Here is a 23020-nt window from a genome sequence, read left to right as displayed (position 1 = left end):
CTTTCTTTTAACGTGCGGGTGCACTATATATATTACGATGAACAATTTAATTTGAAAGATCCTTCATGGCAGGCACAAATCGCAACGCAAACAATATTCGAACCCATGGCCCCAGCATCATATTGGTTGAACCCGCATTGCCCGAAAACGTGGGGATGTCTGCCAGAGCCATGCTCAATTGTGGATTGCACGACTTACGCTTGGTCAAACCCAAATGGGTCGAGAGCGGCGAACCCCTGCTACATGGTCGTGCCATTGCTGCATCTGCCGGGGGTGACAGCGTCTTAGAAGCTATGCAAGTCTTTGATTCGTTGGAATCTGCCGTTGCAGACATTCAACACTTGGTCGCAACCTCTCCGCGCAAACACGAATTATACAAACCTGTCTATGACCCAGACCAACAGTTTCCAATCATTAAAACAGTCATTGAAAATGGAGAAAAATGCGCGGTCATGTTTGGCTGTGAAAAAAGCGGGTTGACCAATCAACACATAACGCTAGCCAATTCTATTTTAGAAATTCCGTTGAATCCTGCGTATTCATCGCTCAACCTGGCGCAAGCAGTATTGTTGGTTGGGTATGAATGGACAAAAATTTCCGACAAAATAAAGTTACGGCGAGTTAAAAAATTGGAGCCTGCGCCGCGCGAAGAGTTACTTTCGTTTTTTAATCAGCTAGAAAAAGAACTGGAAATATCGGGGTTCTTGCGCATTGATGAAAAAAAAGAGGTCATGATTCAAAACATTCGAAACATGTTTACCAAGGCGGGGTTGGAATCTCAAGAAGTTCGAACATTGCACGGGATCGTAACGTATCTTACCAAACACCCCGATGAGAAAGCCTTCTATAAAGAGTTTTACACAAATCAAAAAGAATCCAGGCGCTTGAAAAAATCAAAGTCGGGCGAACAATCTTAAGATCGGGAGGGAGCAAGAAAGCCAACCGTATTGAAATTAACGCAACCCTACCTTTCGTTTCATCGTCGAATTTTTCAGAGCTTAATCTTGACAAACCAGTCAAAAAACCGTTTAATGCGCATGGGGGTATTTTGGTGTTTACTTACCCCTCGCTACAGCCAATCATGGATAAAAGGCCCCACAGCACCGAAAGAAACGACGAGTTTTTTACGATATTTTGAAGACAGGTCTCTTCTTTTACCAAGACCTCTCTGCGATCTTCTTACACCATGTGCGACACAGGGTTGTTCCTGGAAATGCCCCACGGCACCCAATAGAAGAAACTATGAGACAAAGAGCGCAACACATTCATCTTATTCTGTTTGGCCATACTGCAGTATGAGTGTTTAACCCAGCACACAGACACCAACTGTATCAACTCTCTCATGTGTGCCTACCTCTGCTTCTATGCGGCTCAAGCAAATCGCGTTGCGATTTGATAGCGGCAATGCCGCTCTGGCGCGTAAAGCGCCCTTGAGCCGCCAACCTGCGATAAGACAAGTTATAAGCAATAAAATTTTTGCGTTCCCATAACGTTGTTTTTACAATCCGCCTCCAACCATATCCAATCTCATTGATTGGATACAACTGCAGATTGCCGCAAAAAATCTTTATTCCGTCAATCTTTTGTTAACCTTTGTGCGCTACAGTACTTTTAGTGCACCTATATACATTATTTTTAGCTCACCGTTTCGTGAAAAAAAGACGGATCGCTTCGTCTATTTAGTCTCGATTTAGGAGGTGGGTTTTGCCCCCCCACCCGAAGGTCACTGAGGGTGACTAGGGGGGGGTGGTAAAAAAATCTCGTTAACTCAACCTTAACCTTTATTAATTCTAGATTAACGGGCAAGCCTTTTCTAATGCTCAAAACATCAAAAGATTGATTCTTGTTCGACAAAAAAAGGCTCCCTAAGGAGCCCTTGTTTATAGTGCCGAAAGGCTGGCAATCGCAACGTCAATCTTGGATGGATCGCTTCCCCCCGCCTGAGCAAAATCGGGTCGCCCACCCCCGCCTTTGCCACCTAAAATTACTGACAATTCTCTCGCAATTGCAACAGCGTCGTACATCGTTGTTTTATCTTGAGTGACAGATACAATGATCGAAACCTTATCTGCCTCTTTACCAAACACAACTACAACCCCGGATTGAATTTGGGTTTTTAGCTCATCGCTAATTGAACGCAATTCGGATACGTTTGTATGATCAACAACTTGAATTGCAAGAGACCCACTATCTTTCAATTGTCGAATATCAGCCTTAGCCCCAGGACTTGCTGATGCCTTTGATTTCAGGTCTTTTTCAAGCTGTTTAATTTTTTGAGACACCCCCTCAACCTTATCGAACAACGCAGCTGGGCTGCATTTTAAGTGATCGGCAAGCGATCTTAAAATGGACTCTTCCTCACGAATGAATTTTTCTGCTTCCATTCCAACAACCGCCTCAATACGACGAACGCCAGATGCCACGCTGGATTCTGCAACAATCTTAAACGAACCGATATCACCGGTGGCAGCAACGTGAGTTCCACCACACAACTCCGTAGAGTATGTGCGTTTTTCAGCTTCATCAAATCCCATGGAAACAACACGAACGCTTTCGCCATATTTTTCACCAAACAGCGCCATGGCTCCCTCAGCCTTAGCAATCTCTGGCGTCGTAACTCGCGTCTGAACAGGTTTGTTTTGACGGATATAATGATTGACCGTATCTTCAATTTTTTGCAACTCTTCGCGTGCAACAGCCTTCATGTGGCTAAAGTCAAAACGCAAACGATCTGCTGCAACCAACGATCCTTTTTGCATGACGTGATTACCCAGCGTAAGCTGCAACGCTTTATGTAACAAGTGAGTTGCAGAATGGTGCGCCCGCAAATTAAGTCGGTGTTGATTGTTTACCTTTAGATGAACTGCATCACCAACTTTGAACTCACCTTTTGTTACTTGACCAAAGTGCACAAACAAGCCATTCGCTCGTTTTTGCGTATCGGTCACTCGGAATTCCGCACCACTTGTGGTGATGGCGCCAACGTCCCCCATCTGTCCACCAGATTCTGCATAAAATGGAGTTTGGTTGCACACAAGCGCAACGGTACTGCCAACTGTTGCAGTCTCAATAGAGTTGCTATCCTGAACAATCGCTTGCAATTGCCCCTCTGCGTCAGCAACTGTGTATCCTAAGAATTCTGATGCGCCGATTTCTTGTTGTACTTCAAACCAAATGGGGTCAACTTTTGAATCACCAGAACCTACCCAGCTGGACCTGGCAAGCTCTTTTTGTTTTTCCATTTCACTTGTGAAGGCATCCACATCTACAGACTTGCCTTCGCCGCGCATAACGTCTTGGGTCAGGTCTAACGGGAAACCATAGGTATCATACAATTTAAACGCTACGCCGCCAGGCAATGCCCCACCAGCAGAAACACTCAACGATTCTTCAGTTAGAATGCTCATGCCGCGATCAAGCGTACGTTGAAAACGCTCCTCTTCCAGGCGCAAAGTTTCTGTGATAATCGGCTGAGCACGAACCAGATCCGGGTACGCTTCGCCCATCACCTTAGCTAATATTGGAACCATTTGATGCATCAACAGATCTTTGTAACCAAGCTTGTGCACTTGACGCATCGCACGACGCATGATGCGACGCAACACATACCCACGACCCTCGTTGGACGGCAACACACCATCCGCAATTAAGAAACAACTGGATCGTAAATGATCGGCAATTACGCGGTGCGCTGCAATTAAGCTTGGATCATCATTTCCTGTGATCGCTTTAGACGTATTGATAATGTCTTGGAATAAATCAATATCATAGTTGTTGTGTTTTCCTTGCATCACTGCGGTAATACGCTCCAACCCCATACCCGTATCAATAGACGGCTTTGGAAGTGGGATCATCTTTGTGGAACCATCAGCTTGTTTTAGTTGTTCAAACTGCATAAAGACCAAGTTCCAAATTTCTATGAATCGATCTCCATCTTGATCTGCGCTGCCAGGAGGTCCACCGAAAATGCCTTCACCATGGTCATAGAAAATTTCCGTACATGGACCACAAGGACCCGTATCGCCCATCGCCCAAAAGTTATCTTTTGTTGCAATGCGAACGATCTTGTCATCATTAAATCCAGCAATTTTTTTCCACAAAGACGCAGCTTCTTCGTCTTCGTGATACACCGTCACCAATAATTTTTCTGGGCTTAATCCGTATTCTTTTGTGATTAATGTCCACGCATGGTGAATGGCTTCTTCTTTGAAATAGTTTCCGAATGAAAAGTTACCCAACATTTCAAAAAATGTATGATGGCGCGCTGTGTATCCAACATTTTCAAGGTCGTTGTGTTTTCCACCTGCTCGAATACACTTTTGGCTGGTGGCCGCCCGTGGATATGGGGGAACATCTGCCCCAGTGAAATAGTCTTTAAACTGAACCATTCCAGCATTGGTAAACAATAGCGTTGGATCGTTTTGTGGAACCAGCGGACTGGACTCAACTACCTGGTGTTCGTTTTTCTTAAAATAATCTAGAAACACCCTGCGAATATCAGCGGCCTTCATACATCTTCTCCTTTTTTACTCTTCTGTGCCTTCGTCGTCATTATCTTCTTCAGCCGGTCCCGCCAATTGATTAGCAACCAATCCTGCGTTTGCGCGAATCGCATTTTCTACTTCTGTTGCGATTGCTGGGTTTTGCTTGAAATACTCTTTAACGTTTTCACGACCCTGACCAATACGATTGTCACCATATGAATACCAAGATCCTGACTTTTCAATAACACCGATCTTTGATCCAAGATCAACTAATTCGCCTTCTTTGCTAATGCCCGCACCATACATGATATCAAAGTCTACAACCTTAAAGGGTGGCGACACTTTGTTCTTTACAACCTTTACACGCGTTTGATTTCCAACGATGTCTTCTTTATCTTTGATCGCGCCAATGCGACGAATATCTAAACGAACAGATGCATAGAATTTTAATGCGTTTCCGCCAGTCGTTGTTTCTGGATTACCAAACATAACGCCAATTTTTTGACGAATCTGGTTGATAAAAATAACCATACAGTTTGATCTTGAGATTGATCCCGTTAGCTTGCGCAAGGCTTGACTCATTAGGCGCGCTTGCAACCCCATGTGAGAATCTCCCATTTCGCCTTCTAATTCTGCGCGGGGAACCAACGCGGCAACGCTGTCCACAACCACAACATCAACACCACCAGAACGAACAAGCGTATCGGCAATTTCTAGGGCTTGCTCACCTGCATCTGGTTGAGACACCAACAAACTGTCAACGTTTACACCCAGTTTTCTTGCATACGCGGGATCCAGAGCGTGTTCCGCGTCAATAAATGCACACACTCCGCCCTTTTTTTGAGCCTCTGCAATTACATGTAACGTAAGGGTTGTTTTACCAGAACTTTCAGGTCCATAAATTTCAATGATACGACCACAGGGCAATCCACCGATTCCCAAAGCCAGATCCAATCCTAATGATCCTGTGGAGATTGCTTCAATATTTAAGGTGTCGTTTTGCCCCATGCGCATGATGGAGCCCTTACCAAATGCGCGCTCGATTTGGCTGAGAGCAGCCTCTAATGCCTTTTGTTTGTCCATAATATGTCCTTGTGTGAAAAAAGTTTAGTTTAAAATATCTTTAACCTTTAATGCCAAATCTTTCAAGTTAAATGGCTTTGGTAAGAAATGTATATTCTCTTCGTTGTTTAATTTTTTGCGGAAAGAGTCTTCCGCATACCCCGAAATAAATACCACTTTTACAGTCGGCATAAATTGTCGAATTTCATTAATCATTTGAGGGCCATCCATTCCCGGCATAACCACGTCAGTAATAATTAAGTCAAATTCAATGTTGTCTTTTTTGGCCAGCTGAACGGCCTCAAGCCCATTGCTGGCCTCTATAACCTCGTACCCTTTGTCCTTTAATGCGCGTGCGGCAAACATTCGGACGGCGTCTTCGTCTTCAACCAATAATATATGCGCGGTTCCGGTTAGATCGCTTAAGTGCCGATCTTCCTGTACGATCGTCTCTTCTTGTTCTTTTTGAACGTGTCTTGGTAAAAAGATTCTAAAATTTGTACCTTTTCCAACGATGCTGTCCACAAAAATAAATCCGCCCGTTTGTTTCACAATTCCATACACGGTGGATAATCCCAACCCGGTGCCCGAACCTACGGCTTTTGTAGAAAAGAACGGCTCAAAAATACGGTCAATAATGTCCATGGAAATGCCACACCCCGTATCCTCAATTTCAATCAGAACATATTCACCCGGGGGCATAGAGTCATGATTTTGTGCGAATATTTTTTTGTTGGTGTGGTTCGCGGTTGTGACTTTTAATATACCACTATTTTCCATGGCGTCGCGCGCATTCACCGCCAGGTTAATAACAACTTGTTCAAATTGCCCCTTATCAACTTTAATAAACCATAGGTCACGAGCGTGTTTAACTTTTAATTCTATGGCGGGCCCAAGAAGTCGCCTAAGCAACGCTGAAAGTTCAGACAGCGCATCGGTAATATTAATCACCTTAGGTTGCAACGACTGCTGACGAGAAAACGCAAGTAACTGTCGAACCAATCCAGCTGCGCGATTTGCATTTTGTTTAATTTGCATAATGTCCGAAAAGGATTGTTCTGCGGGTGAATGTCTCTGTAACAACAAATCACAAAACCCAATCATGGCGGTTAAAAGGTTGTTAAAGTCATGCGCCACACCTCCGGCCAATTGCCCCACGGCTTGCATTCGTTGAGAGTGAACGAATTGGATTTCCATCTTCTTTTGTTCCGAGGTGCTTAAAAAATGAACAATGGCGCCAATGACCCTGTCATCTTCCTGAAGGGGGCTAATGTACGCCGCCAAATCATCATTCTTGGTGCCCTTAAATGAAATCTCTATCGGTTTTTGTGTGGGCTCTTTGTCAAAGGCTTTTTGTAAGGCTTCTAAAACTGTTTTCTTACATGAAAAATTTAAAAACCCATCCAGGTTTCGCCCGATCAAATCGGAAGAGTGTTTTTGAATCATATGAGAAAATCGTTGATTTACCGCCAAAATATTACGCTTTTCATCTACCAATAAAATACCCGCCGGGGCATCATCAAATACACTTTTAAAGTTCTGCCCCTCTAGATTAATTGATTGGCGGTTGCGCTTGCTTTTAAAAACGATTGAGCAGGTTACGTAGTCATCTCCCATTTTGATAAAGCGCTGAAAAACCCGATAGAACTGTTTGTTTACCGAAAAATAATGTTCATACGTTTTTTGGGGGTTAATGCTTTCAAGGGGGGGGAAGAAGGCTCTGCGATCATCCGCAACATCAAGCACCCGAAACAAGTTGCTTTTTTTTGCCGACGGTCGAGAGAACCATTCTGCAGCCACGTGATTGATATATAAAAAATCACCTCCCGAATTAATGGAAAAAACCCCGATAGGTGCTTTATCTAAAAACCCTCGCATATCATCGCGGGTCGCTCGATCCAGCATTCCTGAAACATCACCAACAGAAAACGCAATATATCCGCGATGGTTGTTTAAGGCTGTTGCCGTTAATCGATACGAAAGCTTATCTCCTTTTGCCCCCTTAAGGTCTATAATTTCTTGCGCAGTACTTCCGATGCGCGCCCGACGCGTTACATCCAGAAACTTATGCATGATGTTGTTTCTAACTAAATTTTCATGAAAAAATATCTCATAGGGCTTGTTCTTAAAGACCAGCTTGTTTTGTCCGTTTACAACAAACATTCCCTGGGGAAGCCCATTGGCGCTATCAAGCATCAACGAATACCGCTCTGTTAAGGTGGCGTAATGCAACAAAATCCGAGAAAGCAGTGCTATTAAACATCCCGCAACAACAACAAACAAGACCCCAAACACAAGGGACGCCTCAGCCCACAACAGCAAAGACAATGATCCCCCTGCCACAAGCACGGTGGTTACCATGGCCCAGACGACCAGATTCCGAAATTCTTTTAACATTTTTTTATCTTTTTATTAAGATTCTGGCAATTTTCCGCAGAACCTGCAACAAATATCCTGGTCAGCCCTTGATTTTTTATAAATTCACCCTAAATAACTGAAAGATTAAAGGAGAAGCCCCATGAAAAATACAATCAGAGACCTTTTAGAGATTAAAACAAATGTAGTTAATATTGACCAGCATTGGCCAACGCTGCGCCAAAAACAATATTACAATGCAATGTGTGAATTAAAACAAGAATTAGAAGTGTTAGCAGGCTTGCCCAACATCGCAGAATCACTAAAAACAAAAGTGAGCCGCTCTTTAGAAAAGGTTGCGGAGCTTGTGAACAAACTATCGAAAAAAATAAATTAATGCTGACAGCTGGGGGTGGCTTTCGATAGCGAGGGCTATCCCCAAAAAGTCGCAGCTTACAGCGACTAAATTCACTTTTTTAAAATTTGATTTTCGCACCTCCCGCCCAATGCGCTAAAGCACCCCTAATCTGCACAAGCATAGCAACGCCATTATGCTCCTGCTCATAGGATGTATAGCCAATCACGGATAAAGTTGACACATTGCGCTGAAAGAAAAAAATGGCTTTTTTGCGACACCTTGGAGACAATTTTACTACCTGTAGCCGTGGACAGCCTCGCCGCCAAGGCGTTTTACCTACGACCTTATTACACGGCGCAGGTTTGCTCCTGGCAACGTGCCGTTGCATCCTATAGGTGGGGCATCGTTTGAGAAAAATGACATTCCTGAATTGTCACAACGTTGTTTTTGTAATCCTTGTCCGTGCGCATCGGATCTAAGCAACGTGCCGTTGCATCCTATAGATAATCCTGTGTGTAAAAGTAAAGGTTCGAATTGTCGCAACGTTGTTTTTGTAATCCCTGTCCGTGCGCATCGGATATAACTTAATGGAGGCAACGGCAGGTTGCCAAAAAAGTTTATTCCGTCAATCTTTTGTTAACCTTTGAGAGATATAGTAACCTTAGAGCGCTCATACATTGTTATTTTGCCCACCGTTTCGAGAAGAAAAGACGGATTGCTTCGTCTATTTAGTCTCGATTTAGGGAGTGGGTTTTGTCCCCCCACCCGAAGGTCACTGAGGGTGACTAGGGCGGGGGGTGGTAAAAAAATCGCGTTAACCGAATCTTAACCTTTATTAACCCCGCATTAACGACTCTGCGTTAATAGCGCTCCATATAACTAGACAGCGCCTTATAGGCTACCGTTATTTTCTTTAAGGTTTCTTCTGATTTTTTGCAGCCTGCGTTTGTATCAGGGTGGTGTTTTTTCACCAATTTAAAATAATTCTTTTTTAGACCCTCAGCCGAAAAAGGATATTCTAAATCCAACATTTTAATGGCTTTGAACTCCACGCTGTTACGCGGTGGCAACGGAAAAACTCCGGGAGATTTTATTTGAATAACGCCAATAGGTTGTTCAAACAATGGATGTTCGGTAAATTGAGACATGAACAGCTTACCCTGCTTCACGGTGTATGTAGGGCGCCGCCATGTGATGTCGGAAATACGATGCGCCATAATTTCATCCGGCGACATTCCCTTAAAATAATCCCATTGTTTGTTATAAAGCCGAATATGGTCGATACAAAAATAATAGTATCCGTCATTTGCAATGCGCGATTTAGGGGCTCTATATTCTCCCTGGGTCGAACAATTTTCATGATCACAGTGTTTATTAGTCATCGAATGACACTTAATTCCTTTTCATGTATTGTAAGGATGAAAATGTTTGATACAAGGTTAATTTTGAAAAATTCTATTGAAAGCATAAATAAATTATTACGAGATAGTTTAAAAATCGAATTTCTAGAAATTATTGATGAGTCTGCCAAACATGCTGGACACGGCGCCATGCTTTATTCTACAGAAACTCTAACACACATATGGGTTCGGATTAGTGCCGCAGAATTAACAAAGATGTCTAGGGTTGAACAACACCGCAAGCTGTATGCGATTTTGCAATCCGCCTTTGATAACGGGTTGCATGCGATTCGATTTGAAATTTTATAATCTCTTTCTTTGTTTACGTTTCATTAAGGCTCGGTCCGTATACTAAAATCAAAAAAGAGTTTTAGTATGTTGCAACGGTGTTTGATTCTTAGTCTACTCTTGGTGCTTGTGGCATCGTGCAGTCGCTATCCATTTCCAAATGAACACGATCCTTATAATGGAAAAACGCGGCAAGAGTATGAAGACTTATTATCCAAACCAGAGCCAACTGTAAAGAAGCCAAAAAAAATCAAAGTGACACCAACGCCAGATGTTGAGCCCACCTTGCACCCTAACTTTAATAAGAAAATTAGCGTTCATATTTCTGATGAAGTATCGTTAAAAGATGTCTTAACAACGACCGCAAAGCAAGTCGGCATTGATATTGAAATGGCCTCGTCTCCTGAAAAAGGCATATCGTTAAACGCAAAAAATGTTCCGTTTATTGATATTATCAAACGCATATCATCTTTAATTAAATGGAGATACCACATTGATGGAACCTGCCTAAGGCTAGAGCCCGATGTTCCATTTTTGAAAAATTACAACGTACAATTCTTGTCATTACGTCGCGAAAGCAAAGACAATGTTTCCGTTGCAACCAAGTTATTAAACAGCGATTCCGGAATATCTTTAAACAATGGGTCCGAAAGCGCAATTCAGTCGTCCATGACAAATGATTTTTGGGAAGAACTGACCACCAGTTTAAATATTTTTCTGTTGGATGAGCCCGCGCAAGGCGGAAAGCCACCCTTTGCTATTCATAAACAAGGCGGCATTTTAAGCATTTATGCAACAACAACTAAGCATGCAATGATCGACGACTATTTAAAAAAACTGCGCAAGGTAGCCTCTGCTCAAGTATTAATTGAGGCAAAAGTGGTTGAGGTGACATTAAAAAATGAATACCGCAGCGGCATTAATTGGAGCGCTCTTAAAGATCTTGCCGGGGTACAAGGCACCATCAAAGGGTTATATGGCGGCGCTGAAAACGCAACAGAAGGCCTGATATTAAAAGCCGAAAAAGATCAGATGTCTGGCATATTAAATTTGATGGATAGATTTGGGACGACGCGCACCCTGTCCAGCCCGCGATTAACCGTCATGAACAATCAGCCGGCTATTTTAAAGGTCGTTGAAAATCAAGTTTATTTTAACATAAAATATGACACCTATTACCCGAACACCAGAAAACAGTCCGGAGCTCAAGAGCCGTTTACGAATGTTCAAAGCCAGATTCAAACGGTTCCCATCGGATTAATCTTAACGGTTCAACCATCAATTGATTTAGAAACGGGGGAGATTATCATGGCGTTGCGCCCCACAATTTCTAGCTGTGCAGGATATGCTTTGGATCCTGCAGTTGAGTTGGCGGCCTTAAAACTGGGGCAAAACTTACAATCCAGAATTCCCGTAATCAAAATTGATGAGGTCAACTCGGTGCTGCGATTGGGCAGTGAGATGGTGATTTTAGGTGGCATGATGCAAGAAGTCGTTCGCAACAAGCAACAAGGGTTTCCAGGAATGATGGACAATCCATTGTCGGGCTTATTTTCAAACAAAGAAGACGATAGAGAAGTAAAAGAGCTTGTGATCTTCTTGCGCGCCGTAACGCTTGATGATGAACCGGAAATTACAGCCGCCGATCAGCGCCTACTGGACAAATACACAACAGACCCCCGACCTTAGTGTTCTACCGCTTGGCGCGTGTTTAGCGCCCCTGAGCCGCGTAAGGTAGTATTTTTAGTCAAAATCACCGTTTAGAAAACGCTTTAACCAAACTTTGAACGTCTTTCCAGAAATTTTCATTTTTTTGAAATCTTGAAGGAAGATTGATGTTTTACTTTGAAAGATTTCCTGCCAGGTGCGTATTAGTTCATACTCTTGTGGGTCAACCCGCAGGAAATGTTGAAATTCAACCGGGAAATTTTTCCTTAGTTCATCAAAAGTTTCGGGCAGATCTTTTTCAGGGAAAAAATCATTAAAGCGCTGTTCGTGCCAACTAAGATTACCTATTAAAGATTTCTCCGTAACTAGTTCTGTAGCCAAAGGGCGCATCTTTTTATCAAAGGTCATATCGATAGAAATTGACCCTATTTGTTTTGATCCAAAACCTTTCCACTGTGGGTTGCTAATAAAAAACATTATTAGATCTTCTGTTTTTTCTGCTGGGCTATTCCCAAACATTTCACAAACCTTAGCATTTTCCTTCTTTAAGGTGTTAATTGCTTCATTAAGCTGTTCTTGAGATAGAGACTTATCTTGAACCTTACGAGCAAGATCTGTCATTGCTATTTCGTGTTCAGTGGGTTGAGGTTCGTCAGAAAACAGCTTTTCTTTAAATTCACCTTTGTATGTTGCTACAAGGAGCCCGCGCAACACATCGTCTTTTGGCAAAGAAAACTCTTTGGAAACCAAATGAGCCACTTTGTTAATTGTTATAAAATCCCAGCGATATGCTCGACTAATGGACAAAGAGACATTCCAAAAAATTTCTTTTACAACATACCCAAACAGAGCTAAAAATATTGTAGCGTGTTCAGAAACAATAGTATTTAACCATGATGCCGCTTTTATTTCCAATTGAAACACATGGTGAGTAACAAACCACACAATGGGGTAAACAATAAACATGCCAAAAACGCAGCGCAAAAATATGTTTTTAATTTTTTTCATGAAGCCCCTATAAAAACATTGATTCTATTCAATCACTAATAATTTTTTTCAAAGAGCAAAACGCTTCACAGCCTATACTTTGTGTGAAAAGCTATATTCTTTTTAGTTGCATTTTTGACAAGTGAATACACCTACCCAAGGGTTCGAAGATAGTTGATTAATGCAAGGCTTGCGATGGCTGCTGTTTCGGCTCTAAGCGTTAAGCTGCCAAGGCTAAACGGCTTGACGAACGTCAGATCCCGGAAACGTTGCTTTTCAGCCTCTGACCACCCACCCTCGGGGCCCACCGCAAGGTGCGCTGGATGTGTTGGACAGGATAACCCAAGAGGGGGCAACGTCTCTGCTTCAAGCGCCCAAAACAGCGGTGTGGTGTCGTTCCATTCATTAAGAATATTTAATATTCCAGCAGGTGGCAACAACTGCGGCATATCACACCGACCGCATTGCTCTGCTGCATCTTGAATGTAAATTTCTAATTTTTCCATATTCAATCGACCATGCACTGTGTGATCGGTGATGATGGGGTGAAAATGCGTCACACCCAACTCGGTGCCTTTTTCCAAAATATCCATTAGTCGCTCTTTGCGAAGGGGCGCAAAATATAAATGTGTTTCAGGAAGTCGCGCACACGATCGCAAGTGTTGATCTGCCCGCAACTTAACAATGGTTTTAGAGATAGAATCGACACTGCACGACCACTCGCCGTCCGACTCATTAAACAATATTACTTTTGCTCCGGGCTGAATCCGCAGAACATGCATTAGATAATGGTATTGATCATCAACCAGCGCAATCATTTGGTTGTTCGATAGGGTATATGCACCAACATATAACCTTGGAATATGTCGAGCCATGTGTTATTCCACAGATTCGGGTTCTTTTTTAGGAACTCCAGCAACCTTTTCGATACGAAGCTGTGCGTGCTCTAATTTTTCCAAACAAAATTGTTTTAAAATCATGCCCTCTTCATAAGCTTGAACAGCCTCTTCTAAGGGGATGTTTCCGCGCTCTAGAAATTGTACAATTTCTTCTAAACGCTTCATTGCATCTTCAAATGAAAGGGTTGTGGTCATTGGCGTCTCCTAATATTCCGACAACATTAATACACAACGCTCACTTTTGCAAATATTTCATAATCAGATTCGCCATTTTTATAGGACAGGATATGGCGTTTACCGTCAAGCGTCTTGCTATTATGATATGCAAAGCCCCCCTCTACACATACAGATCCCCATGGTGTAACGGACGCCTTAAGATCTCCTCCGACGCCTTCTTGACTAATCAAAACATTGGCTTGAACGTCCAGATTTAACAAACTTGGAAAACGCAACATAACGCCGGTCGAACCTTCAACCGTTTTTTCACCAATAAACTGAAACTCAAAACACACAGGAATTGCAAGCGTTGGGGAAATGCGATACCCCGTTGTAACGTGATATGAAAGCCCTTGTGTATTTAAGTATGGCACGACATCGGGGATGCGGAATCCATACCACTCATAAGCTCTGTAGAACTGGGTTCCCTGATCATAGTATTCCCAGTTAGAGTGCCGCAGCGTTTTATAAAAACTGCCGCTTAACAAAATACTAAGCGTCGAAAGCGCTGCAATTTTACTGCTAGACAATTCAATGTTTTGCGCGGCATATGCATGCTCTAACAACGCTAGATTTGTATCTTGTTCTGAGGGTTGATTGGCGCGAGAATCTTTTTGTAGCGTTGTAATCAGCCCTAAAACTGGAACAAACCAACGCGCCCTTAAATAGTGTGCTGCATCCATATAATGTGCTTCTTCCCAGTAAGCCTTTTGCTGCAATTCGCGAGCATGATCAGATTGATCATTATATCCCGCCGCCAATCGCACAACATCCCACTGGGGTTTAAATACGCTTGCGGTTAACTTCTGATGTTCTTCAGGTGTGACCGAGGGTTTGTCATCTGTATATTTTTGCGCCGCCAAATCTTTGTTTGCTTCAAGCTTAGCATCGTCATAGTGTTCTGATGCTTTTTCGCTTGTAAATAGCTTTTCCTTGTTCGCCAAAACCGTGGGCGCATATCGTTTTAAACTGAGCGCACGACTAAAGGAATCTTCTTTCCACGCCCTGAGCGGAGCCGACCACACACCCCAGATCGTGTTGCCATGATAAATGCTTTTTTCTGTGCCAACGCCTAAATCCCAAAATTCAGGCTGTAATCCTGTGGCGGCAATTCGCGACGCTGTCGCCCAATGATATCGAGTCATATCGTTAATCAGATGGATTGGAAGCGTTGCGTAATAATATATGTTTGCCAATACAAATCTGGATAAAAACTTATCTGGTTTAAACGCCTTGTCCAAACGATCAAACCCAAAGCTTATACCATCGCTGATATCGTTCGTTAACGATGCGGCAACGCTACTTGAATAACTAAGGTTACCTGGAAGGGGAAAGTACCCAGAATGAATTCCAAGCTTTCTGCTAATTAATAACGGCGGAACATCTGCGTTACCTTTTCCAGAATCTGGAATGCGAGGCTTACCCATGCCTGCCGTGTCTACAAAAGTAGGGTCGGACACTTCTTCGGCACGCAAAGCAGAAACCGTTAAACATAACGCAAATAGAGTTCGTTGCAACATGGTGATATCCCTAGGTAAATTAATAGTATCATATGTAATTTTGACCCAAAAGGAAAGTGATGTTTGCGATGCGATAAACAACCCAGCAACATACCGTTGCACCCACTAGATCAGATCCGATTCGTTCTGACACGGATAACTTAGATTAAAGAAAATCTTTGTTGTGTTCAGAGTTTGTTAAGCTTTGTCTGATACCTTCACGATAGGTAGGTAAGATACACCGGCGGCTGGCTGGTGCGTAATAACCAACGACGAAACTAATGCTGAGTACTAAGCAGTGGTATAGTTGAGATGGATTGAGGTTGGAATCTTAATTTATTAATACATCGAAAAAACTTAGTTTTTTTAGATTACCTTGGTTATTATGTTGTGGCGGCGGCGGGGTGGGCTCGTTGGGATTTCACACTTTTGCAGGCGGGCCCCAATATTGGGGCAAAAAACACCCTCCTCAAAAAAACAACTCATCAATAAGTAGCGTACCGCTGCACCCACTAGATCAGATCCGATTCGTTCTGACGCGGGCTATACGCAACCAATACATTACCTCGCCCAATCCAACGTATCCCTCTGCTGCAACTCCCTCATTCATGCCAACCTCTGTCTTTATGCGGCTCAAGCAAATCGCATCGCGATTTGATAGCGGCAACCGCCGCTCTGGCGCGTAAAGCGCCCTTGAGCCGGCAACCTGAGGCTGCACCCTATAGATGGATCCGATTCGCACAGACACGGATTATAAAAAACAACGCTATAAACCAAAGTCGCCACGCTGGATCCATACGATTTCCTCACGTTATGTGCGGCGCCTGGAGCAAAGGGCGCCGCGTAATTGTTTTATGGGCGGTTAGCTATAAATACGATTTGGAAAAAATTACAATCCACCTCAGCACACACTCGATACAGCCTGTCGGATCCAACGTCGCGTTGGCAGCCTCAGGCTGCACCCAGTAAGTTTACCTGTTTGAAACTATTGAATTTTTAAACGATGTAACGTTGCTTGTTAGAACATGTGTCCAATCACACAAGATCTAACCTAATGGATGCAACAGCACGCAGCCGTTAATCTGAGGTTAATAAAGATTAATGTTTAGTTAACTCGATTTTTTTACCACCCCCCGCCCTAGTCACCCTCAGTGACCTTCGGGTGGGGGGACAAAACCCACTCCCTAAATCGAGACTAAACAGACGAAGCAATCCGTCATTCCTTCACGAAACGGTGGGCAAAAAATTACAATGTATGAGCTCTATAAAGTTACTGTACCGCACAAACGTTAACAAAAGATTGACGAAACAAACTTTTGCAACCAACGTGACGCTGGACTCAATAGATTGCGTCCGACGCGAGCACACTTCGACATTAATTCAAGATAGCTCTAATTTCCAGCACAATCACGCCAACACCACACAGCAGAGCAAATATCAAACCCAGCCGCCCTCCACAAACGGGACGCGCTTTACTGACGTGGGTCTTTCTTAATTTCCAAACAACAAGTGTCGGGATAATGATCGCCAAAATGCTTAACGCAATGGCCGCATATCCCAGCGCCATGACAAACCCCTCTGGGTAAAACAACGCAAACACTAATGGCACAACAAACGTAAAAGCTCCCGTAAAAAACACCGATGGCTTTTTATCATTGCGTGTTAATTGTTCTTCCATGAAATCAAACAACCCCAGGCCAACGCCCAAAAATGATGTTGCAACGGCCAGGGACGTAAACCCCTGGGCTGCAGACACAACCCAGCCACCACCCGCCAAATTAGACAGAGTGTTTGCGAACACTCCCAGGTCACCACCGCTTGCTTTAATAAACGCAAAGCTATCGGAGCCCTCAAGAGGAATCACCCCCAACACAACAACCTCCCACACAATATAAACAATCAACGGAATCGTGCTGCCCAATATGAATGTTGACCGCAGCTTGTGTGGGTCGGGACCTATGTAATTCACAATCGTGGGGATGCTGCCATGAAAACCAAAGGATGTAAAAAATAAAGGGATTAATGCTGAAAAACAGGGGATACACTCTGCTGGCACACGCCCCAAAAGCGACACGTCAATTTTCGGTAAACACGCCGCCACAATGATGATAAAAAATGAAGTTTTTACAAATAACAACCATCGATTGGCCGTATCAACGATATGGGTTCGTGCTAAGATGATGCCTCCAAATATGACTGCGAACAAAACGACCGACACCTCTGACGATATTTTAAGTCCAAAAATACTGTCAATAAGTTGATCAAGAACAGATGAGCCCCCCGCCATATATGCTGACAACAGGGCATAAAATAACATCGCGATTGTAAATGTTGAGATTACTTTGCCTGCGCGTCCCAAACTGTATTCAGCAGCATAGGCAATACTAACACCTCGATTAAAATACAGGTTCATTTCCAGCGTGATAAGCGCCGTATATGTCATAAGCGCCCACATACCGATTAACAGGATTATGCTTAACCCAACGCCAGCAGATGCAGATGCGATTGGCAGGGCAAGCATTCCTCCGCCAACAGTTGTTCCCGCAACGATTAAAAGCCCGCCAAGACGTTTGTTTTTAGACATTTTTTACTCCGTGGTATTTTCCCCCACGGAGTGTGCCATAAAATTAGGTTTAGTGATAGAACTTTTGATCAGCAACTTTCCCGCGGAATACGTAGAAGTTGTACATAGAATATCCAAGAATTAACGGCAAGAAAATCGAGGCCCCAATAAACATTAATTTTTGAGTTTCTGGCAATGATGACGCCTGCCAAATTGTCAACGCCCCCGGAACAATATACGGCCACCCCAAAAAGACCACCCCACCAAACACGGCCGCTAACAAAGCAACACCGTATAAAAATGGTGCAAAATCACACTGTGCTTTTTCCGCAAGGCTTCGGTACAGCTTAACAACAATCAAACCTATGATTGCAAACAACCCTATGTATGCAGAATAAAATGCCTGGAACCGTTGCGCCAGATACTTTCCCGAAGGGAACGATGCGGCATCGGCGCTGTGCACACCAGAACCAAACACAACAACAATACTGATAAAATACAGAACGGTCACACCCAGCAACCATTTAGAGACGCAAACAAAGCGCAATCTTTCTGTTTCTTTCAAGCGATAAATTAAAAAGTTCGCGCCCATAAAGGCATAAAACAAAACAACCAGCCCCGCTACTGCAACGTTAAAAATGTTAAGCCACGCCCAATAATCATTGTTAAATTGACTGTCTATGGTTTGAAACCCCTGAATCAACTGACCAAAAACAATACCCTGAAACACCGACATTCCAAACGAGCCTAGGCAGAAAAATGTACTCCAAATCCACTTGAAACGCTCTGGCGATTTAAAGCGAAACTCAAACGATACTCCACGAAAAATTAAACAAATCAACATCGCAATCAAGGGTATGTATAGAGCATTAAATATGAACACATAGGCTTTCGGAAAAATTCCATACAATCCGCTAGCTGCCAACACCAACCACGTCTCGTTTGTGTCCCAAATGGGGGCAATAGAATTCATCATATTTTCTCTGGCGCGTGAGTCTGATCCCAAAGGAAACAAAATTCCGATCCCAAGATCAAACCCATCCAGCGCCATATAAATAAACAAAGCAACAGGAATCAAAATGCTCCAAGCAATCGCATAATCCATAACTACTCTCCTTGCAGAACTGTTGGCATAGGCTCGTTCATCCCTTTTTGAACGATGCGAACCAAGAACACCAGGTAAACAACAAACACTATCAAAAACGTTACTCCAAACGCCGCCAAAGATCCCCTGATTGCTTCGGGGGGAAGAGATGTTGTCGCCCCATGAGCTGTTCGCATTAATCCCTGAATGATCCAGGGTTGACGCCCAACCTCTGTGACGATCCACCCTGCAATTGTTGCAACAAACCCCAACGGTATGCAGAGTGGTAAAATCGCATACAACCATCGCGTTGTTTCTAATTTTTTGCGCACCCACAAATATCCACCTGCCAATGCCAAAAAGATAAATAAACATCCGATTCCCACCATCAGCCTAAAACTTATGAAAACCAACGGAACAAAGGGACGATCCTCTTTTTTTGCTTCTTTAAGACCATGAACCATTCCTTGGGTGCTGCCTGTTAAATACCAGCTTGCAACTTTGGGAATCTTAACTTCATACAGATTTTTTTCATTTTCCATATCTGGCCAGGCAAATAAAATCATGGGCGCTTCTTTTTCAGAATCCCAGTGCGCCTCCATCGCAGCTAGCTTTGTTGGCTGAGTTTTTCCGGTATGTATCCCGTGCGCGTGTCCCACAAAAAATTGAACAGGCCCCAAAATCAAAGCACACGCAAGTGCAACTTTAAAGCCGGGCAAGGCCGTTTGAGTTTCTTTGCGTTTAAACAAGAAAATGGAAAGAACCCCCATCACAACAAAAACCGCTGTCAGATACGACGCACCCAACATGTGCGCCAAATGATAAAACATGGTTTCATTCAACAGAATTTTTGACCAATCTTTTACATAAAAGATCCCGTCGATAATTTCGGTACCCTGGGGGTTTTGCATCCAAGCATTTACGCAAATAATCCAATACGCAGACAGGGTTGTTCCCAACATTACCATCCCCGTTGAAAACAGGTGAACCGCAGGTTTAACGCGCCCCCAACCAAACACCATAATCCCCAGGAATGTTGCCTCTAAAAAGAATGCGCTAAGAACCTCAAAACCCAACAACGGTCCAACAACATTTGTGGTGGCTATTGAAAAAGGTCCCCAGTTCGTTGCAAATTGAAACGACATCGGAATACCCGTCACAACCCCCATACCAAACGACAGTGCGAATATTTTTGAAAATATGCGGAACAGTTTTGAATATGCCGGGTTGCTTGTTCTTAGCCATTGTATTTCTAATATGAACAGATATACGACCAGCCCGATAGTAATCGTCGGAAATAAAATATGAAAACCAATCGTAAATGCAAATTTAATACGAGATAAAAATAACGTTGAAAATAAATCCATTTTTTTTCTTGTTTGTAAATAACTGTCGTTAAGTTTACATCAAAGACGGTTAACAATATATCAAATTAAGATATCAAAATGACAACCCAACGTTTTATAGCTAGACTAAGTTAATTTGAGCATGAGAGGCGAGGCGAGACATGTACTACAACGTGACGCTGTACCCATGAGGTCGATCCGATGTGATCTGACACGGATTATAAGGAGTCAGCTATATATAAGCAAATCACATGTTTTGGTTATAGGTCTCTCCAGAAATATCCTTGAAATCGTTGGATTATTTAATGATTCCATACACTGAAATATATCCCCTTTATAAACATTTAGCTATAGCAACTCGCAGGTATTTTGGTTACATCTGATGAGAAAAAGCGCAGTGGTTAATCTGGGGTTAACAAAGGTTAAGATTAAGTTAACGTGATTTTTTTACCACCCCCCGCCCCAGTCACCCTCAGTGACCTTCGGGTGGGGGGACAAAACCCACTCCCTAAATCGAGACTAAATAGACGAAGCAATCCGTCATTCCTTCACGAAACGGTGGGTTAAAATTAAATATGTAAGTGCACTAAACATACAATATCCTACAAACGTTAACAAAAGATTGACGAAATGGATATTTTTATCTTTAAGAACATGTTCCATAAAATATAAAAACACTCTCTCAGCGCTACCTCAGAATTAAAGGTGTTTTACTATAGCTAGACTAATTTAATTTGGGTACAGGAACGAGGCGAGACACGTACTACAGCATGACGCTGTATCCATGAGGCCGATCCGATGTGATCTGACACGGATTATAGGGGGTCAGCTATACAACGCCTCAACAGTCAAAGATCCAATGATTGCTTACACTTTTGGTGTCGGATGAACATTAGAAACACATCGCGATAACGAAGCAGGTCGAGCCGCGCTTATTACTTTTTTTCAACACCCTTTAATTTGGGTGGGTGCACAGCGCACAACATGCGCACCGTATATCCTTGTATACAGGTGGGAGATGCATCTAGCAATCCTATTAAAAATCCCTGCAATCGCTCTGTGTCTTCTTTGACCTTGTTCCAAACATATACAAACACCTCATTCACATGTGCGTTTGTTTCCCCATCCAAATCAGCGCCACCTTTGTGTTGTCCAAGTACGCTCATGCTCGTCAACGCCGTCTTTAAGGGGGAATATGCATCACTATCAAAATAAGAACAAAGGGATAGCATTGCTGGATCTGTAACGGGCTTATCGCTTAAATTAATTTGAGCCCCTATCATAATCGGCTCTGCATTTTTAATTTTTTCTATAACAATCCCAAGCTCTAAAATGCTTTTAGCAAAGGTGTCTTTAAACTCTGGGGCGGGCGCGCTTAAACATCCATCTGCCTGAACCCTAGACCACAGAACCTTACAATACGTTCTTGAAAGCGTGTGCACATCTGCATCCTGAGCAACCTCTGGCAAATCAGACAGGGTGTCTGCTGCTGCTGCACCAAACAAAGGTGCGTCAGAGCATAATAAGAAAAGGGAAAGCACGCTGTAATATAGTTTATACATGAGAATCTCCTGAGATTTTCTCAATATATGCTTGCAAGAATTAACAAAGATTTAATTTGTCAAAAATATATCTGATAGCTTGCTTGATTTTTAACGTTCGATTATATATCCTTGTTTTCAAGGGGCCATAGCTCAGCTGGGAGAGCGCTACGATGGCATTGTAGAGGTCAGGAGTTCGATCCTCCTTGGCTCCACCAGCATGACGCTGGCAACGTGCCGTTGCATCCATTAGATTATATCCAATACGCCCTCACACGGATTATCACGAACAACATCTTTCTGAATCCAGACAACCCAACAAGACCTGCTGCTATAGACATCCTTGCAAAAAAGCTCGGATGACTTTTCATTTTTAAAGATCATAACACTTTTTCACGAATCAATCTTCGCAGCTATGCGGCTCAACACTCGTTGCTCGCAACCAGGAAGGTCAAGATTGCTTAATCTCTCAATAATTCATTAATCGCTGTCTTGGATCGCGTCCTTTCATCGACACGTTTTACAATCACCGCACACGACAGATTCAACCCATTTTTTGTAGGCTGCGATCCCGGAACCACGACAGAATAGGCGGGAACTCTACCCATGTAAATCTCTCCGCTTTCTCGGTCGATAACTTTTGTAGAGGCGCCAATAAACACCCCCATAGAAATTACGGCACCCTCTTCAACAATAACGCCCTCTGCAATTTCACTACGAGCCCCAATAAAGCAATTGTCTTCGATAATGACTGGATTCGCTTGCACGGGTTCTAAAACTCCGCCAATACCAACCCCTCCAGAAATATGGCAGTTCTTTCCGATTTGGGCACACGAGCCTATCGTAACCCACGTATCCACCATGGTGCCCTCATCAACGAACGCGCCAATGTTTACAAAGCTTGGCATCAAAACCACGCTTCGCGATATAAACGCTCCTTTTCTTACGATAGATCCCGGAACAAATCGCGCACCCACGGTTTCAAACTGCAGATCATTCCAATCGGTTGTTTTTACAGGAACCTTATCAAAATATGAAAAAACGCCGTCGCTTGTTAAGGTGTTGTTGTGCATGCGAAAATAAAGAAGCACTGCTTTTTTTAACCACTGATGGGTTGTCCATTCGTTGTTTTGTTTTTCACAAATTCGAAGATTCCCGGAATCTAACCCCTCAATCGCCTCATCCACGGCATGCTTAACCTTTGTATCATAGGCTGCCTTTTCTTTGTTTTCCCAGGCCCACTCAATTAATGAACGTATAGTCTCCACAG

17 protein-coding genes and 1 tRNA gene are annotated in these 23020 nt (G+C 43.1%); 5 read left to right on the top strand and 13 right to left on the bottom strand.

Features of this window, described 5'->3' with window-relative positions; all coding sequences use genetic code 11:
* Window positions 1–65: 65 nt before the first annotated feature.
* Complete coding sequence (locus CPBP_RS04470) at window positions 66–917, top strand: RNA methyltransferase (RefSeq protein WP_350331666.1); 852 nt, start codon at window positions 66–68, stop codon at window positions 915–917.
* A 963-nt stretch (window positions 918–1880) separates the two neighbouring features.
* Here the strand turns inward: CPBP_RS04470 and alaS are convergent.
* The 3 genes from alaS to CPBP_RS04455 are packed head-to-tail and all read right to left on the bottom strand — an operon-like array spanning window position 1881 to window position 7943.
* Window positions 1881–4511, bottom strand: coding sequence for an alanine--tRNA ligase (gene alaS / locus CPBP_RS04465; RefSeq protein WP_350331665.1), 2631 nt, complete (start codon window positions 4509–4511; stop codon window positions 1881–1883).
* A 15-nt stretch (window positions 4512–4526) separates the two neighbouring features.
* Window positions 4527–5567, bottom strand: coding sequence for a recombinase RecA (gene recA, locus CPBP_RS04460; RefSeq protein WP_350331664.1), 1041 nt, complete (start codon window positions 5565–5567; stop codon window positions 4527–4529).
* A 24-nt stretch (window positions 5568–5591) separates the two neighbouring features.
* Window positions 5592–7943 carry a response regulator gene (locus CPBP_RS04455; RefSeq protein ID WP_350331663.1) on the bottom strand — a complete coding sequence of 784 codons (2352 nt, stop codon included), beginning with the start codon at window positions 7941–7943 and terminating at the stop codon, window positions 5592–5594.
* A 121-nt stretch (window positions 7944–8064) separates the two neighbouring features.
* Here CPBP_RS04455 and CPBP_RS04450 point away from each other — a divergent pair, with 121 nt between their 5' ends.
* The gene (locus CPBP_RS04450) at window positions 8065–8298 is read left to right on the top strand and encodes a hypothetical protein (RefSeq protein ID WP_350331662.1); all 234 of its coding nucleotides are present in this window, start codon (window positions 8065–8067) and stop codon (window positions 8296–8298) included.
* A gap of 821 nt (window positions 8299–9119) precedes the next feature.
* On the opposite strand, the gene CPBP_RS04445 is transcribed toward CPBP_RS04450, so the two are convergent.
* Window positions 9120–9641: a J domain-containing protein gene (locus CPBP_RS04445; protein WP_350331661.1), complete on the bottom strand. Its 522-nt coding sequence runs from the start codon at window positions 9639–9641 to the stop codon at window positions 9120–9122.
* Window positions 9642–9683: 42 nt separating this feature from the next.
* Here CPBP_RS04445 and CPBP_RS04440 point away from each other — a divergent pair, with 42 nt between their 5' ends.
* Together CPBP_RS04440 and CPBP_RS04435 are read left to right on the top strand one after the other, a co-directional pair.
* A complete protein-coding gene (locus CPBP_RS04440) occupies window positions 9684–9968 on the top strand; it encodes a BolA family protein (protein WP_350331660.1) in 285 nt (94 codons plus the stop codon).
* Between the two features lie 66 nt (window positions 9969–10034).
* Window positions 10035–11636 (top strand): type II secretion system protein GspD, encoded by a 1602-nt coding sequence (locus CPBP_RS04435; RefSeq protein WP_350331659.1) that lies wholly within the window; start codon window positions 10035–10037, stop codon window positions 11634–11636.
* A 54-nt stretch (window positions 11637–11690) separates the two neighbouring features.
* Here CPBP_RS04435 and CPBP_RS04430 read toward each other — a convergent pair whose 3' ends face one another.
* From CPBP_RS04430 to CPBP_RS04395, 8 genes are all read right to left on the bottom strand, one after another.
* A complete protein-coding gene (locus tag CPBP_RS04430) occupies window positions 11691–12623 on the bottom strand; it encodes a hypothetical protein (protein WP_350331658.1) in 933 nt (310 codons plus the stop codon).
* A gap of 131 nt (window positions 12624–12754) precedes the next feature.
* Complete coding sequence (locus tag CPBP_RS04425; RefSeq protein WP_350331657.1) at window positions 12755–13477, bottom strand: RsmE family RNA methyltransferase; 723 nt, start codon at window positions 13475–13477, stop codon at window positions 12755–12757.
* Window positions 13478–13480: 3 nt separating this feature from the next.
* A complete protein-coding gene (gene xseB / locus CPBP_RS04420; RefSeq protein WP_350331656.1) occupies window positions 13481–13696 on the bottom strand; it encodes an exodeoxyribonuclease VII small subunit in 216 nt (71 codons plus the stop codon).
* Window positions 13697–13722: 26 nt separating this feature from the next.
* Complete coding sequence (locus tag CPBP_RS04415; RefSeq protein ID WP_350331655.1) at window positions 13723–15237, bottom strand: hypothetical protein; 1515 nt, start codon at window positions 15235–15237, stop codon at window positions 13723–13725.
* Between the two features lie 1354 nt (window positions 15238–16591).
* A complete protein-coding gene (locus tag CPBP_RS04410; protein WP_350331654.1) occupies window positions 16592–17800 on the bottom strand; it encodes an aromatic amino acid transport family protein in 1209 nt (402 codons plus the stop codon).
* 49 nt (window positions 17801–17849) lie between these two features.
* On the bottom strand, window positions 17850–18884 hold the full coding sequence (gene cydB, locus CPBP_RS04405; protein ID WP_350331653.1) for a cytochrome d ubiquinol oxidase subunit II: 1035 nt from the start codon (window positions 18882–18884) through the stop codon (window positions 17850–17852).
* A 2-nt stretch (window positions 18885–18886) separates the two neighbouring features.
* Window positions 18887–20230, bottom strand: a complete 1344-nt coding sequence (locus CPBP_RS04400) for a cytochrome ubiquinol oxidase subunit I (protein ID WP_350331652.1) — start codon at window positions 20228–20230, stop codon at window positions 18887–18889.
* 914 nt (window positions 20231–21144) lie between these two features.
* Window positions 21145–21771, bottom strand: coding sequence for a hypothetical protein (locus CPBP_RS04395; protein ID WP_350331651.1), 627 nt, complete (start codon window positions 21769–21771; stop codon window positions 21145–21147).
* 121 nt (window positions 21772–21892) lie between these two features.
* Here CPBP_RS04395 and CPBP_RS04390 point away from each other — a divergent pair.
* A tRNA-Ala gene (locus tag CPBP_RS04390) sits at window positions 21893–21968 on the top strand.
* Window positions 21969–22211: 243 nt separating this feature from the next.
* Here the strand turns inward: CPBP_RS04390 and dapD are convergent.
* The gene (gene dapD, locus CPBP_RS04385; RefSeq protein WP_350331650.1) at window positions 22212–23018 is read right to left on the bottom strand and encodes a 2,3,4,5-tetrahydropyridine-2,6-dicarboxylate N-succinyltransferase; all 807 of its coding nucleotides are present in this window, start codon (window positions 23016–23018) and stop codon (window positions 22212–22214) included.
* Window positions 23019–23020: the final 2 nt, after the last annotated feature.

Source organism: Candidatus Bodocaedibacter vickermanii, assembly GCF_014896945.1.
Classification (GTDB): Bacteria; Pseudomonadota; Alphaproteobacteria; order UBA6184; family UBA6184; genus Bodonicaedibacter; species Bodonicaedibacter vickermanii.
The sequence above is the reverse complement of the archived record's forward strand: the minus strand, read 5'-3'. Positions and strand labels throughout refer to the sequence as shown.

Coding starts and splice junctions, on each gene's coding strand:
- CPBP_RS04470 (WP_350331666.1), top strand. CDS start 66: ATGGCAGGCACAAATCGCAACGCAAACAATATTCGAACCCATGGCCCC.
- alaS (WP_350331665.1), bottom strand. CDS start 4,511: ATGAAGGCCGCTGATATTCGCAGGGTGTTTCTAGATTATTTTAAGAAA.
- recA (WP_350331664.1), bottom strand. CDS start 5,567: ATGGACAAACAAAAGGCATTAGAGGCTGCTCTCAGCCAAATCGAGCGC.
- CPBP_RS04455 (WP_350331663.1), bottom strand. CDS start 7,943: ATGTTAAAAGAATTTCGGAATCTGGTCGTCTGGGCCATGGTAACCACC.
- CPBP_RS04450 (WP_350331662.1), top strand. CDS start 8,065: ATGAAAAATACAATCAGAGACCTTTTAGAGATTAAAACAAATGTAGTT.
- CPBP_RS04445 (WP_350331661.1), bottom strand. CDS start 9,641: ATGACTAATAAACACTGTGATCATGAAAATTGTTCGACCCAGGGAGAA.
- CPBP_RS04440 (WP_350331660.1), top strand. CDS start 9,684: ATGTTTGATACAAGGTTAATTTTGAAAAATTCTATTGAAAGCATAAAT.
- CPBP_RS04435 (WP_350331659.1), top strand. CDS start 10,035: ATGTTGCAACGGTGTTTGATTCTTAGTCTACTCTTGGTGCTTGTGGCA.
- CPBP_RS04430 (WP_350331658.1), bottom strand. CDS start 12,623: ATGAAAAAAATTAAAAACATATTTTTGCGCTGCGTTTTTGGCATGTTT.
- CPBP_RS04425 (WP_350331657.1), bottom strand. CDS start 13,477: ATGGCTCGACATATTCCAAGGTTATATGTTGGTGCATATACCCTATCG.
- xseB (WP_350331656.1), bottom strand. CDS start 13,696: ATGACCACAACCCTTTCATTTGAAGATGCAATGAAGCGTTTAGAAGAA.
- CPBP_RS04415 (WP_350331655.1), bottom strand. CDS start 15,237: ATGTTGCAACGAACTCTATTTGCGTTATGTTTAACGGTTTCTGCTTTG.
- CPBP_RS04410 (WP_350331654.1), bottom strand. CDS start 17,800: ATGTCTAAAAACAAACGTCTTGGCGGGCTTTTAATCGTTGCGGGAACA.
- cydB (WP_350331653.1), bottom strand. CDS start 18,884: ATGGATTATGCGATTGCTTGGAGCATTTTGATTCCTGTTGCTTTGTTT.
- CPBP_RS04400 (WP_350331652.1), bottom strand. CDS start 20,230: ATGGATTTATTTTCAACGTTATTTTTATCTCGTATTAAATTTGCATTT.
- CPBP_RS04395 (WP_350331651.1), bottom strand. CDS start 21,771: ATGTATAAACTATATTACAGCGTGCTTTCCCTTTTCTTATTATGCTCT.